General features: G+C 56.6%; 9 protein-coding genes. 3 read left to right on the forward strand and 6 right to left on the reverse strand.

The annotated features are described in order from the left end of the window. Nucleotides 1-216: 216 nt before the first annotated feature. The 3 genes from RISK_RS04275 to RISK_RS04285 all read right to left on the reverse strand — a co-directional run bounded on the left by RISK_RS04275 (nucleotide 217) and on the right by RISK_RS04285 (nucleotide 3,485). Complete coding sequence (locus tag RISK_RS04275; protein ID WP_047812972.1) at nucleotides 217-1,143, reverse strand: alpha/beta hydrolase family protein; 927 nt, start codon at nucleotides 1,141-1,143, stop codon at nucleotides 217-219. A 100-nt stretch (nucleotides 1,144-1,243) separates the two neighbouring features. Continuing rightward, complete coding sequence (locus RISK_RS04280; protein WP_047812973.1) at nucleotides 1,244-2,503, reverse strand: NAD(P)/FAD-dependent oxidoreductase; 1,260 nt, start codon at nucleotides 2,501-2,503, stop codon at nucleotides 1,244-1,246. Nucleotides 2,504-2,513: 10 nt separating this feature from the next. Beyond that, the gene (locus RISK_RS04285) at nucleotides 2,514-3,485 is read right to left on the reverse strand and encodes a dihydrodipicolinate synthase family protein (RefSeq protein ID WP_047812974.1); all 972 of its coding nucleotides are present in this window, start codon (nucleotides 3,483-3,485) and stop codon (nucleotides 2,514-2,516) included. 120 nt (nucleotides 3,486-3,605) lie between these two features. Here RISK_RS04285 and RISK_RS04290 point away from each other — a divergent pair, with 120 nt between their 5' ends. Together RISK_RS04290 and RISK_RS04295 are read left to right on the forward strand one after the other, a co-directional pair. After that, a complete protein-coding gene (locus tag RISK_RS04290; RefSeq protein WP_047812975.1) occupies nucleotides 3,606-4,358 on the forward strand; it encodes an AraC family transcriptional regulator in 753 nt (250 codons plus the stop codon). A 127-nt stretch (nucleotides 4,359-4,485) separates the two neighbouring features. After that, entirely contained in the window at nucleotides 4,486-6,045 is a 1,560-nt protein-coding gene (locus tag RISK_RS04295; RefSeq protein WP_047812976.1) for a hypothetical protein, read from the forward strand. 135 nt (nucleotides 6,046-6,180) lie between these two features. On the opposite strand, the gene RISK_RS04300 is transcribed toward RISK_RS04295, so the two are convergent. Beyond that, nucleotides 6,181-7,131: a metallophosphoesterase gene (locus tag RISK_RS04300; RefSeq protein WP_047812977.1), complete on the reverse strand. Its 951-nt coding sequence runs from the start codon at nucleotides 7,129-7,131 to the stop codon at nucleotides 6,181-6,183. Nucleotides 7,132-7,156: 25 nt separating this feature from the next. Next, on the reverse strand, nucleotides 7,157-7,444 hold the full coding sequence (locus tag RISK_RS32105) for a hypothetical protein (protein ID WP_047812978.1): 288 nt from the start codon (nucleotides 7,442-7,444) through the stop codon (nucleotides 7,157-7,159). A 205-nt stretch (nucleotides 7,445-7,649) separates the two neighbouring features. On the opposite strand from RISK_RS32105, the gene RISK_RS04310 reads away from it, so the two are divergent. Continuing rightward, nucleotides 7,650-10,394 carry a DEAD/DEAH box helicase gene (locus tag RISK_RS04310; RefSeq protein WP_047812979.1) on the forward strand — a complete coding sequence of 915 codons (2,745 nt, stop codon included), beginning with the start codon at nucleotides 7,650-7,652 and terminating at the stop codon, nucleotides 10,392-10,394. 1,231 nt (nucleotides 10,395-11,625) lie between these two features. Here the strand turns inward: RISK_RS04310 and RISK_RS04315 are convergent. Next, entirely contained in the window at nucleotides 11,626-13,188 is a 1,563-nt protein-coding gene (locus RISK_RS04315; protein ID WP_047812980.1) for a glycoside hydrolase family 5 protein, read from the reverse strand. Between the last annotated feature and the right edge of the window lie 193 nt (nucleotides 13,189-13,381).

Consider the following 13,381-nt stretch of genomic DNA (forward strand, 5'->3'; position numbering starts at 1 on the left):
CCCTTCTTTCAGTCGCGACACATCGTTTCGATGGCAATGGTCGCGTCGCGTTCGCCAGGAATCCAATTTCCGATCGGCGTCAATGGCTGAACGATTCAAGCGTTTCGCCTCATCCGTTTGATGAGTCTGGACCAGGAACTGACCAATGTTTTGGCGAACGCGCCTGATCGCTTGGATGATCCAAAAATCCCGTGCATCTTCCTCGAGAGAATGGTTTTACTTCGACGTCTTGCTTGTCCGCTCGGACAGAACTTGATTCATCCAATCCCAAGCTGCGGAGCGGTACCGGTTGGGGCGATTCAGCCAGCGATCGTTGTGTCCAGCCTTGGCGAATTCATTCGGGAATGGGCCAAGTGCTTCGGTCGTGTTGACTGACAGGTAGGTGAAGTTTTGTGCGTTCGGGAGGACGTCACGGACAAATTCCTGGGTGGCATACGAACCATTTTGGCAAACCAGATACGGACGATCCCTCACGCGTTTGAGTCGCTGGCTTGCTTCGGATTGATAGTTTGCGAGGGGACTGCCCCAATCGGTCCCTTTCCACGCACGCACACCGTCAAAGTGGTCATGGGTAACAAACGCCGTCCAAAAATTCGCGATTTCATCGTCATGCAATCCGATGTAGTTCACCGCGATCGCACCACGGGAAAAACCGCAGAGGAACACTTGGTCAGGATCCGCTGAAAATTGACGCATGATCCGAGGAACGTTGATCTTCGCATATTCAACCGTCGCCTCCTCGTCGCCCCACCAGGTGATCTGATTGCGTTGACGATCGTGACGGATGAATGGCAGCGTCACCCAAATGAATTGACCGGCGGACAGCCCAAACCCCAACCCCGCATCGGCCACTTCGCCGGTTGATCCCGATGCCGGATAGTGATTGCCGGTGTATTCGAAAATGATCGGCAATGATTCGCCGTCGGCGGTCCATTCGTTTGGAAGGTAGATCGAGTGATGGACGTCCGTTCCAGCGTATTCAATTGGCGTGACGGAAACCCGTTTCCCCGGTTGAGGATCACCGTTTGTGAGCGTCGGAGTTCGCAGAATCCGATTCGAATCGATCGGCAGTGGCGACTCAGCCGTTGTCGATGTCGCGAGTCGAAGCAATAGCAAGCAGCAGGCGAACAGTCGAAGGCTCATCGGGAAGCAGTCTTGGACGTGACAGGGAACCGGGCGAGAAAACGAGTCCCTGTAGTTTAGCCGCCCTTCGTCAGTTGAACGCAATTCACTCGGCCGTCGGTCAAAACCTGCTCGGTGAATAGGGAGCTGGGTTCAAGTGTGGTTCTTGTCCGGTGATCATCTCGGCAATCAAGCGACCCGTTGCCGGCGCCAGACTGAGCCCCAGCATGTTGTGTCCCGTTGCCAGCAAACCATTTTTGAGTTCTGGAAGCGAACCAATGATCGGCAAACTGTCCCAGGTCATCGGTCGCCAACCAAACCACTGCGATTGAGCCGGTCCATCAACGGAGGCGACCAAGTAGGGGCGTGCCGAATCGCGAAGTTGCTGGATTCGGTGCTCGGGAATCGTCGTGTCGTAGCCAGCGAATTCCATCATTGACCCAAGGCGGAGCCCTTCGTCGAATGGCGAAACACCGACTTTGTGTTCGGGGAACAAAATGGCATGATTGGGCGAGTGATCGGGCTTCGAAAGCGTGACCGAGTAGCCCTTCCCTGGTTGGACCGGGACGGAGCATTGCAGCTCCGTTTCCCACTTGGTGCTCCACGCTCCCATCGCGAAAACGAAGTGGTTGCTGTTGAAGTCGCCTTGGTTGGTTTCGATGGCAACGATCTGGCCGGCTTCTTTTCGGATTGATTTCAACTCGCAGTTTTCGACGAACCGAACGTCGCGTTCCTTCAGGTTCGCTGCCCACTGAGAGTTCAATTTATCGGGACGAACCGAGGTGTCGTGGGGATACAAGAACGCACCCGCCAATCCTTCTTTCAAGCCGGAATCAAATTTAGGCAGGTTGTTTCCGTCGATGCGAGTCGCTGGGATGCCGAACTCTTCGGACACCAGACGATCGGTTTTCGCAAACGATTCCATGCCGCGTTCGGATTGCAGAACGTACAGCAGGCCCTGTTCCTTCCATTCGCAATCCAGCTTCAGCCGATCCATCAGCAAGTGGTATTCGCTCATCGAGGCATCCAGGATTGCCTGCAGCGGTTTGCCCGCCGCCAGCATCTGCTGGTGCGTGCAGCGTTTGGCGAATTGGAGCATCCATTTCCACAACGCCGGATTGATTTGGGGTTTGACTCGAAACGGAGATCGTGGGTTGAACACCGATCGCAAGGCGACGGAGAAGGCCCCCGGTTCCGTCAGCGGCAGCGCATGGCTGGGGCAGATGTACCCGCAGTTTGCAAACGAGCATTCGCCCGCGATGGAGCCGCGATCGATGACGGTGACATCGAGCCCCGCCTCCGCTAAATAGTGAGCGCACGCGATTCCGACAACACCCGCCCCAACGAGGGTGACGGATTCGGGCGATGAGTTGACGTTCATGATCGAGTTCTCATGAACAGGTGTAGGATTTACCCGACCAGTTCTTCCACCAAGTTTGGAAGAGTGCCAGTTGCTTCTCCGCAAATCGGGCTTGGCTGGGGGCAAGCGAGTCTGATGCGTTCAGTTGGAATTCGTAGTCCGCGTCGCCCAACAGGAACAACAGGTACTTGTAGTAAAGAACCAAGTCAGGGCCTTCGTCGAACGTCGAGAGGACAGTCAGTGCGTTTGACAACTCACGGGCGTATTGATCGGCCTCGCAATCGCCTTTCGCGGCTGCTTCGCACAATTCAACGTACTTCAGGACCTCAACAGGAAGGCAGTTGCCAATGCCTGTGATCGCACCGGTGGCACCGCACTTCACGAACCCGTGATAGACCTGGGTGTCGACTCCCGCCATCAACAACACATCGTCACTCGTGTGAGTGATGTGTTCGCCCGCGTAGGACAATGATGCGGCACCGCCGAACTCTTTGAATCCGACCAAGTTCGGGAAGTCAGCTCGCAAGTCGAAGAACAGGTCCGCTTTGGTTTCGAAACCGTAGTAGGGGCTGTTGTAAATCACTGCGGGAGTATTCGGCGCCGCGGACAGAATTGCAGCGAAGTGATTTCGTTGGGCGGCTGGCGAGGTGGCTCGCGAAAGCACACGCGGAATCACCATCAAACCTGCCGCACCGACTTCCGCCGCATGGCTGGCATGAGCCGCAGCCAACGACGTGTTTTGGGCGCCGGTTCCGACCACCACGGGAACACCCGCCTCGGTCAGTTCGCGAACACCTTGTTGGCGTTGTTCATCCGTCAGCAGTGGCCAATCGCCCATCGACCCGCAATACACAACGCCCCTCATCCCCGCGGACATCATTTCCTTGCCTTTGCGAACCAGCCCGGCAAAGTTAATCTTGCGATCGGCGTCACAGGGTGTCATCAGGGCGGGAATGCAACCCTGAAAGATAGAAGCGTCGATGGCGGGTTGGCTGGTGCTCATGGCAAGGTGACTCTGCAATCGCAATGGGAAGGTGGAAGTTCGGTCACAGGATAAATGTTGGCGGCGTGGTTGTCTTGTCCGAGGCTCGACAAGCAACTTGAAAATGCGCACAATTGAATCATGTCGTCCAACCCCTTGCCTGACCAGCTGTTCGAACTGCTCGCTGAACCCTTCACGGCGGAGCGTTTGTTTGATGGTTTGCACGACACGGTGTACTTCATCAAGAACGCTGACGGGCATTACGTCGTCGTCAACGAGACACTGGTGCAGCGTTGCGGTTTGAAGCAAAAGTCACAGTTGATCGGTCGCACTTCCGAGCAGATCTTGCGGGCACCGTTCGGGGCCAACTTCACGGCGCAAGACAAAGCCGTCTTGCAATCCGGCAAACCACTCGAAGCCCAATTGGAATTGCACCTGTATGCGTCACGAGACGTGGGGTGGTGCCTGACGAACAAGTATCCGTTGCGTGGACGCGATGGGGACTCGGTCGGGGTGGTCGGAATCTCTCGCGATCTGGGCCGGCCGAACAAATCCAGCGACGACTATCAAAGCGTTGCCAAAGCGTTGGCGCACGCGGAACGCAATCGCGACAAACCGACCAGTGTCACTGAGATGGCCGAAGTCGCCAACCTTTCACGCTTCCAATTGGACCGTCGGATGCGAATCGCGTTTGGCCTCAATACCGGCCAGTGGTTGCTGAAGCAACGCATCGATTTCGCATGTCATCATCTCGAGACCACTCAGCAACCGATCGTGCAAATCGCACAAGAAGCTGGCTACGCCGATCAAAGCGCCTTCACTCGGCAATTTCGACGGGCGACGGGTCTCTCACCCAGCCAGTATCGCAAAGCCAAGCAAGACAACGAACTCTGATGGCTTGCCCGCCGATGGGCGGGGGCAAAAGCGATGCATCGGTTGGTGGCAACCTCTACAATGAGACGGAGGGCCAACGGCAATCAGGCGGGCCAACGGATTTCAAGCCTCGAAAGGAACGGTTGTGATGAACCCAGCAAAACGAAATGAGATGACGCGTGTGAATGTTCCAGTGCGACGTCGCCAGTTCATGGAGGTTCTCGGTGGTGCGTCCGCTGCTCTGGCGTTGAGCGACGTGGCGATGATGCATGGCTTGCCGCGGGTCAGCGCGGCGGAAGCCAAACTGGATCACAACACGGTTCGGTTCAGCGATGACATCGAGCCTCTGGTGCGGTTGCTCGAGGACACTCCCCGCGAACGCGTCGTCCAAGCGTTCGCGGACAAGATCCGCAGTGGGACCGGCTACCGCGAGGTGCTGACGGCGTTGTTGTTGGCAGGGATCCGAAACGTTCAGCCTCGACCTTCTGTTGGGCACAAGTTCCACGCCGTGTTGGTCGTCAACTCGGCGCACTTGGCCAGTCTCGGTTCCCCGGATGAAGATCGCTGGTTGCCAATCTTCTGGGCGTTGGATTACTTCAAGTCCGCGCAGTCCAGGGATGTCAACGAGGGCGACTGGACGATGTCGGCCGTCAACGAATCCGCCGTGCCGCCGCCACATCAGGCCAAGCGTGCCTTCGAAGAAGCGATGCGGAACTGGGATGTGGAAGCTGCCGACGCCGCGATCACGGGCTACGTTCGATCCGCGGGGGCCAATGAAGTCTTCGAGTCGATGGCCTACTTTGGATGTCGTGACTTCCGCAGCATCGGGCACAAAGCGATCTACGTCGCCAATGGTTTTCGGACGTTGCAGTGCATTGGGTGGCGGTATGCCGAACCGGTGCTCCGATCGCTGACCTACGCCTTGCTCAATCACTCCGGCGAACCCAACCCATCGACGAGTGACTTGGCCGCGGATCGTGCGGTTCGAGTGACGGAACAACTGGTCCTCGAAATGGATCCACGGTGGAATGAGGGAAAGGTGGATCATCAAGCTGCGATCGAGCACCTGCAAACGCTTCGCCAAGCGACACCCGAGGATGCGGTGCGAGAAACGGCGAAGCTGATTCGATCCGGTGTGCATCCTCAATCGATCAGCGACGCGTTGTTCTTGTCGGCAGGCGAAATGGTGATGCAACAACCCGCGATTGTGGCGTTGCACTCGGCCACATCAACCAATGCGTTGCAGTACGCCTACCGAACCGCCGCCAAGGATCAAAACCGAATGCGATTGCTGCTCCAGAACGCGGCGTTCATCCCGCATTTTCGGCAAGCGATGGATTCTCGGGGCAAGGTGAGTGATTCACAGATCAACGAACTCTCGGCGGATTCATCCAGCGACGATGCCGTGAGCGTCGACCAGATCTTTGACTCGGTCGGTCAAGATCGTTCGCGTGCCTCCGCGGCGACTTACCAGTACCTCGAATCGGACGGCAAGGCGGAGGATCTGATCCATGCTGCCCGGCAGTTGACGTTCCTGAAAGGCAACGACTCGCACGATTACAAATACAGTTCCGCAGCGCTCGAAGACTACTACGCGATTTCGCCGGAACTGCGCAACCGCTACTTCGCCGCAGCGACGTATTTGCTACCTGGGAAAAACGACCGAAACAATTCGCTGGTCACGCGTGTCCGAGAAGCGTTGGCGTGAGGCGGTTGTTTGCGAGTGGCTTTGGGTTGGTGTCAGCCAATTCTCGATTCATCATTCACGACGGTTCCCGCACACAACCGGCGCCAATGCCCAAACGGCTCACATGATTCTTCCCCATCCTTCATGCCTACCTGCTTAGGGGATGGCGACGGCATCAGGTACGGTTTCCAGCGAATGGTAGGCGTGTTGTATCTGCGTTTCTTGAACACGAACGATCCGTAGACCGGAAGGATCCTTTCCCAGCGGTCGGCCGACGGGACCGGTGGTGATCATTTCCATCTCGCCGGCTTGCCCGTACGCGTTGCGGTGGTAGTGTCCGGCGAAGATGGCTCGCACGTTGGCGGCTTTCAATTGCGCAAGCAACGGCGTGCGTCGCACCAAGGGAATGTTGAAGTACTGGTCTGGCTCGTCTTCTTGTTCCAAGAACAGCGGATGATGCAGGAACACGAAAATGTGTTTGGCTTCCTTCACTCTCGGGTGCTGGAGTTGCTGCCCCAACCAGCTCTGCTGTTGTTGCAGTCGCTCGGGAGCTCCGCTGGGATCTTTTAGCAGGCTTGAATTGAGCACGACGTTGAAAACGCCACCGACCCAAAATGAAAAGTAGTCGTCGCCAAAATGCTGGTTGTAGCGAGCAATGGACTCTGCCGTGGGACGATTTCCGATGTCATGGTTTCCGCAGACGCAAACCAGTGGGATCTCGGGATCGATCTTCGAAAAATCTTGCTGGTACTGGCTGACCTGAGCCTCGTAGCGGGCTTGGTCGGGGGTGGCATTGGTGAGGTCGCCGCAAACGATCACGAATCTCGGCTGAAGGCGATTGATGTGTTCGACCGCTTGGTCAACGAGCACCTTTTCTTTGTCCAGCCCTTTGTTGCCGGTGAACATGCCGTACTGAGGATCGGCAAGCTGCATGAAAAAGAAGGGCTTGTCCCACGTTTGTTCGGTTTGCGGGTCAAACGCTTTGAAAGTCCGCTCGCTGGCCTGTTGAAAACGATTCGTATCGATTTCTGCTGGTTCATCTGCCGACAGAAACGGCGTTCCAAGCAAACAGAAGATGATCGGAAAGATTTTGGTGGATTGATTCATCAGACTTCTGATGGTGAAGGGAATGCTATGACGGAAGACCATTCTGATCTGCTCGCACCAGGTGGCTTTCGAGGTCGGCGCTGGGCGACGAAGAATTTTGGTCTTTGGCTTCTCTCTCAACCTGTACAAAAGAGGCCACGAACGAGACGAAGAGGAGCATGAAGCAAATGTCGGACGGAAAATCGCGGAGCAGCCTCCTGTCCTCATCGACGTGCAGAACGTGTGCTTGTAGCAAAGAATACAGGTAGAACAAACCGATCAAGAGAATCGCCTTGGTGGCCGTTCGGAACAGCAGCTTGATCAAGTATTGCATGATTCGTATTTCGGAATGTTTTGTGCCGTCCGGTAGGGCCATGGAGTTGTGCAGATTACCAGTTCACTTGTCATGGGACCACTTGGCTACCGTCCGTCTCCACGACCAACGTAACCTGCCCACCTGCTCAAGCATCCCGGATCCGCTCTAATGCGTGTCTGGTATCGGATCAAAATCGTGGCTTGGAAAGCAGGAGCGTTGACACATGGCGACGGAAACCAAGACGGCAGGCAAACGAAAGACGAAGACGGAGCGTCGCCCGAATGTTTTTCACCAGCGATTGGGGACGTTGACGTATCACCAAGCGGTCAATCTGTTGGGAGAGGAAGGCTCGCAGTTGATTCGAACTGGCGGGCAAAACTTTGAGATCCAATCCGACCGAGACGTTTATCTTGGTGGAGATTTGTTTCGAGTTCGAGTCGAAGATGCCCAGTTCGAGGGGGGCTTTGCGATCGCGACGATCACGCTGAATTCGGACCGCAAGAAACAGCTCCAATTGAATTGCGATCAATGCGAGGTTCCTTGCGAACACCTGGGGGCCGCGCTGGATTATTTGCTCGATGCGAAATCAGTTTTGGGGTTGGCGATGCCGCCGGATGAATCCGTGCCGCTCGAGAATTTGACCGCCAAGGAACTTCGAGAGCGAGCGATCGCGGAGCGAACCAAGCGTGCCCAAGAAGAACGCATGCGAGTTCGATCGATGAAGACGGAAACGCCCTGGACGGATTATGTTGTCACCAGTGAACGTTCCGGACGCACTTACCGAGTTGCGATGCGTGGATTTGACGATGGCGAATCGTATTGCACTTGCCCCGACTTTCGCACGAATCGGCTGGGGACGTGCAAGCACATTTTGCATGTCCAGAAGAAACTCAAGAATCGTTTTTCCGCTGCGAAGCTTCGTCAGCCCTACCAACGCAAACAGATTTCTCTGGCCGTCCATTATGGATCGTTCGACGGCGGCACCCCGAAAGGGTTGATGTTTCATGTGCCCGCCAAGGTGGACGAATCCGTCGTCGAAATTATCGGCGACGGGGCAACGAAACCGATGCTCGCGGCCGACCTGGTGATGAACCGCTTGAACGCGATCGAAACGGCTGGGCATGACGTCAAAATCTACCCGGATGCGGAAGCGTTTCTGCAACGCGAATTGATGCAGAAACACATTCGGCATGAATGCGACCGGATTCGTGCATCCATCAGTGATCACCCGCTGCGAACGAAGTTGCTGAACGCTGAGTTGTTGCCGTATCAGCTTGATGGGATCGCGTTCGCCGCTGGAGCGGGACGAGCGATTCTTGCCGATGACATGGGATTGGGCAAAACGATCCAAGGCATTGGCGTCGCGGAATTGCTCGCCAACCTTTCCGATATTTCTCGCGTGCTGGTCGTTTGCCCGGCTTCGCTGAAAAGCCAATGGAGAGACGAAATCACTCGGTTCAGCGGACGTTCTTCGCAGATCATTCTGGGGAAGGGCGACGAACGGATCGAGCAATACCAAGGGGATGCGTTCTTCACGATCTGCAACTACGAACAAGTCCTGCGCGATCTGACGGCCGTCGAAAACGTGCCCTGGGATTTGATCATTCTGGATGAAGGCCAACGGATCAAGAATTGGGAATCCAAAACGAGCAACGTGATTAGGCAATTGGAGAGTCCGTTTCGGTTGGTTTTGTCCGGCACGCCACTTGAGAATCGTCTGGGTGAGTTGTTCACGGTCACGCGTTTCATCGACGATGATTTGCTGGGGCCTGCGTATCAATTTTTCAACCAGCATCATGTGGTGGATGATCGAGGCAAAACGCTTGGTTATCGACAACTCGATGTGCTGCGTGAAAAGATGCGGCCCGTGTTGCTTCGCCGGACACGTGCGGAGGTGGCCAAGCAACTTCCCGATCGGACCGACGAGATCATTCGTTGTGAAGCGACCGCGGAACAGAAGGAAGCTCACGATGCGAACATGAAAATCGTCGCTCAAATTGCGGCGAAGAAGTTCATGACCGAAATGGATCGGTTGCGAATGCAGAAGTGCTTGTTGATGGCACGGATGGCTTGCGACAGCACCTACCTGCTGGATCAAGAGGCGGATGAATACAGCAGCAAACTGGATCGATTGGCGGAATTGCTGGAGGGGTTGATTGCGGACCCGACTCGCAAGATCGTGTTGTTCAGTGAATGGCGACGAATGCTCAACCGCATCGAGAACCGTCTCGACGAGATCGGGTGCGACTACGTTCGGCTGGACGGCCAAGTGCCTCAAAAGAAGCGAGCTGCACTGGTTTCACGGTTCCAGAATGATCCGGACTGCCGGGTGATCAACATGACCAACGCTGGTTCCACGGGGCTGAACCTGCAGGCCGCCAACACCGTGATCAACGTGGATTTGCCATGGAATCCTGCGGTCCTGGAACAACGCATTGCTCGCGCCTATCGGATGGGGCAGGAGAACCCCGTTCATGTTTACAAGTTGGTCACGACCAGTGAGCCGACACCGACGATCGAAGAAGGTTTGCTGACAACACTGGCGTCCAAGCAGGATCTTGCGGATGCGTCGCTTAACTTTGACAGTGACGCGTCCGAAGTGTCCATGCAAAGCGGGATGGAGGATCTCAAGCGGCGGTTGGAAGTCATTTTGCCTCCGCCGATTGCGGCGCCGGTCGACGAAAGTCAGCAGCGACGAGTCGAGGCCGAAGCGGAGAAGCTCGCAGCCGAGCGAACCGAAAAGGTTTCGGTTGCGAGCGGGCAGTTGGTGACCGCCGCGCTTTCGTTGGCGGGCGAGTTGATGGGAAGCGGGGCGTCACCGTCCAGCGAGACCGTCGACAAGTTGACCGAGCGATTGACACAGTGTGTGGATCGTGACGAATCCGGCCGGCCTCAGTTGCGGATCAGCTTGGAGAACGATGAGTCATTGCGTTCCTTGGCGACAACGCTTGCCAAGCTGCTCGGATGAGCCCGGGACGAGGTGGACGGTTGATTCATTGGAACGTCCCGCGGAGTTGGGGCGATGATTTTGGAAACCCGAAGCGTCAGCGAGGCCCACACGGCATTCCCAACGCCGGCCCCGTCCGGGGCGTCCCGTTGTTGTTCGCGATTGGTCTCGGGGCTTCCGCCCCGAGCTACGGAAGTCGGCCCCATCCGGGGCGAGAATCGTCGCCGAATGCTCCTTCGGTTCGTGCCCCGTCATCGCCTCAGCCGCCCAGATTTTTTATTTTGCAATTAACAATTTCACTTTTTCAATCGTCCCCCTTCTCATGGTTCGCCACCAGTGGCCGCTCCGCGGCTTGTTGAGCGAGGGGGTGACGCCCGAGACCTCGGGTTGAAAACCCGAGGCTGACAACTGCCACCGCTCCGCGGTTGTTCGATCCCCCGGACACACCCAGTCGCGGAGCGACGGAAGCCGGAAGCCTTGGGTTTTCAACCCAAGGTCATGCGCCAACGATACAAGTCCCCAAGTCGCGGAGCGACGACAGTTGTTTGCCGCCCCGTCGCCGCGCGATCCCCAACGCCGGCCCCGTCCGGGGCGTTGTTTTGTTTTTCGTGACGGGTCTCGGGGCTTCCGCCCCGAGCTAAGGAAGTCGGCCCCATCCGGGGCGAGAATCGTCGCCGAATGCTCCTTCGGTCCGTGCCCCGTCATCGCCTCAGCCGCCCAGATTTTTCAGTTTGCAATTTACAATTTCACTTTTTCAATCGATGCCCATCTCATGGTTCGCCACCAGTGGCCGCTCCGCGGCTTGTTGAGCGAGGGGGTGACGCCCGAAACCTCGGGTTGAAAACCCGAGGCTGACAACTGCCACCGCTCCGCGGTTGTTCGATCCGCCGACACACCCAGTCGCGGAGCGCCGGAAGCCGGAAGCCTTGGGTTTTCAACCCAAGGTCATACGCCAACGACACAAGTCCCCAAGTCGCGGAGCGACGACAGTTGTTTGCCGCCCCGTCGCCGCGCGATCCCCAACGCCGGCCCCGTCCGGGGCGTCGTTTTGTTTTTCTTGATGGGTCTCGGGGCTTCCGCCCCGAGCTAAGGAAGTCGGCCCCATCCGGGGCGAAGAATGTCGCCGCGCGATCCTCCGGGTCCCGTTCCCGTGTGATGGGCTTTCTAGCCGAGCGTTTTCCAAGCCCGTCGAGATGGACACCCGACCCGGATCGGGTTTCCAAAAGACAACGCCCAACGCATACGCTTGGAGCTACTTCCCGAGAATGGCGTCGCGGAGGGTTGGTCGCCATTCGTCTTTTTGAGGATCGTAGATTCCGAACCCGGAGTAGAACTCCCAGTAGGCGATTCCGATTCGCCGCTCGATCGCTTCATCGGCGACGAAACGAGTCCATTGGTTTCGCGAATCGATGTCGGCTTCTTGGTAGGCACCGAATTCACCGAGATAGATCGGGATTTCGTTTTCAACGCTCCATCGCAAGGCTCGATCGAGATCGTTGCGAACGGCCTTTTGTTGCTCAGGGGTTCCGGTCCAGGTGGTGCCCTTCCATTGCTTGGATTCATCGCCCAACCAACTGGCACCTTGGTGCGTGAATTGAAACGGCGAGTAGTAATGGAAGGTCGCGACCAAGTTGTCACGATCTTCGGGGAGCTTGAGGAACTGCAACGCTTCAATGGAATTGAAGTTGGCTGGTCCAACCACGATCGTTCGCTGGGGGTGTTGCTCACGGATGATCGGCAACGAATCCGCCATCAGGCGATTCCATCGGCCCGCGTCCAAGTTTTCGTGAGGCTCGTTGAGGACTTCGAATACCAGGTCATCCGGTGCGCCTGCAAATTCGTCCGCGATTTGACGCCACAATGCGAGGAATCGATCGTGATGTTGTTCAGGGTCGGCGTACAAGCCCTCGTAGTGATGAATGTTGATCATCACTTTCAGATCCCGGCGAAGTGCTTCGTCGACCACCCAGCGAACACGCTGCATGAACTGGGGATCGATCGTGTACGGCGAAGTGTTCGAAGCGTGTGTCGACCAGCGAACTGGTACACGAACGGAATCGAATCCAGCCTGTTGAATCTGATCCAAGTGTTTGGCTTCCAAGCGTGGTCCCCAGTCGCCTTCACGGGGAGCTTCCAAGGTGTTGCCAATGTTGACCCCGCGACCGAAGAAGGGCGTTTGGGCTCGGAAGAATTCAGTTGTTTTGAGTTGTTCCAGCAAACGAGACTCGCTGACTGCGCGAATGCGTTGGATCACGATCGAGCTTTCCTGATCAGGTTTCTCGATCATGACCGACACCGACTGAATTTTTGCCGCGTCAAACACCACGTCGGTTTGACCATGCCAGCTACCAAACGCGACTCGAATCACTCCCGACGAGTTTGCGGGCACCGTTGCCGCTGCGGCACTGCTGCCGTCGCGACCTTGGGATCTCGGGTTGCGAGTCGACAACACAACCTTGACCGGTTGGTCCCCTGGATTGAAGACATCGGCTTCCAATGCATCAAAGGTGTTCAAACGAAGTGGTGTGTTGGTGACATTGAACTGCACGTTTGGGTACCCGTTGCTGGGCGGAACCGTCAACTGCACCGCCCCATTGGGAGAACGTTCGATCTGGGCATTTTGAGAGGTGATGTGGATGTTTGTCTGTGGATTCTCGCCAAACAAAATCATTTCGCCGTCCGTGGCCATTTCATCGTCGGAGGATTGTGCGGTGAGATTGGTCGAGCTGGACCCGATCAACCCTGCTGCGAAAAGAACCATGACCGGGAGCCATTGGGGCAGACGAAAACCAACACCAGGTGTGCGAACGGACATTTCTAACTCGAGGGGAGATCGTGGGGATGAGTGCCGAGGTTCTGATACCTCTGCCAGCAATCATATCCCATCCGAAGGCAAAACGAAGACGCACCAATCGCAGCCCAAATGGAGCGTCGTGTTCAGCTACAATGGCTGAGTTCGTCGGAGGACGACCCCCGCCCCATCTGATCCGCCCACTGATCGTCCCCAC

Origin of the sequence: Rhodopirellula islandica (assembly GCF_001027925.1) — a bacterium.
Lineage (GTDB): Bacteria > Planctomycetota > Planctomycetia > Pirellulales > Pirellulaceae > Rhodopirellula > Rhodopirellula islandica.

Excerpts from the sequence above, each read along its gene's own strand:
- RISK_RS04310 (WP_047812979.1), top strand. The coding sequence starts at position 7,650 with ATGGCGACGGAAACCAAGACGGCAGGCAAACGAAAGACGAAGACGGAG.
- RISK_RS04290 (WP_047812975.1), top strand. The coding sequence starts at position 3,606 with ATGTCGTCCAACCCCTTGCCTGACCAGCTGTTCGAACTGCTCGCTGAA.
- RISK_RS04285 (WP_047812974.1), bottom strand. The coding sequence starts at position 3,485 with ATGAGCACCAGCCAACCCGCCATCGACGCTTCTATCTTTCAGGGTTGC.
- RISK_RS04315 (WP_047812980.1), bottom strand. The coding sequence starts at position 13,188 with ATGTCCGTTCGCACACCTGGTGTTGGTTTTCGTCTGCCCCAATGGCTC.
- RISK_RS04275 (WP_047812972.1), bottom strand. The coding sequence starts at position 1,143 with ATGAGCCTTCGACTGTTCGCCTGCTGCTTGCTATTGCTTCGACTCGCG.
- RISK_RS04295 (WP_047812976.1), top strand. The coding sequence starts at position 4,486 with ATGAACCCAGCAAAACGAAATGAGATGACGCGTGTGAATGTTCCAGTG.
- RISK_RS04280 (WP_047812973.1), bottom strand. The coding sequence starts at position 2,503 with ATGAACGTCAACTCATCGCCCGAATCCGTCACCCTCGTTGGGGCGGGT.
- RISK_RS32105 (WP_047812978.1), bottom strand. The coding sequence starts at position 7,444 with ATGCAATACTTGATCAAGCTGCTGTTCCGAACGGCCACCAAGGCGATT.
- RISK_RS04300 (WP_047812977.1), bottom strand. The coding sequence starts at position 7,131 with ATGAATCAATCCACCAAAATCTTTCCGATCATCTTCTGTTTGCTTGGA.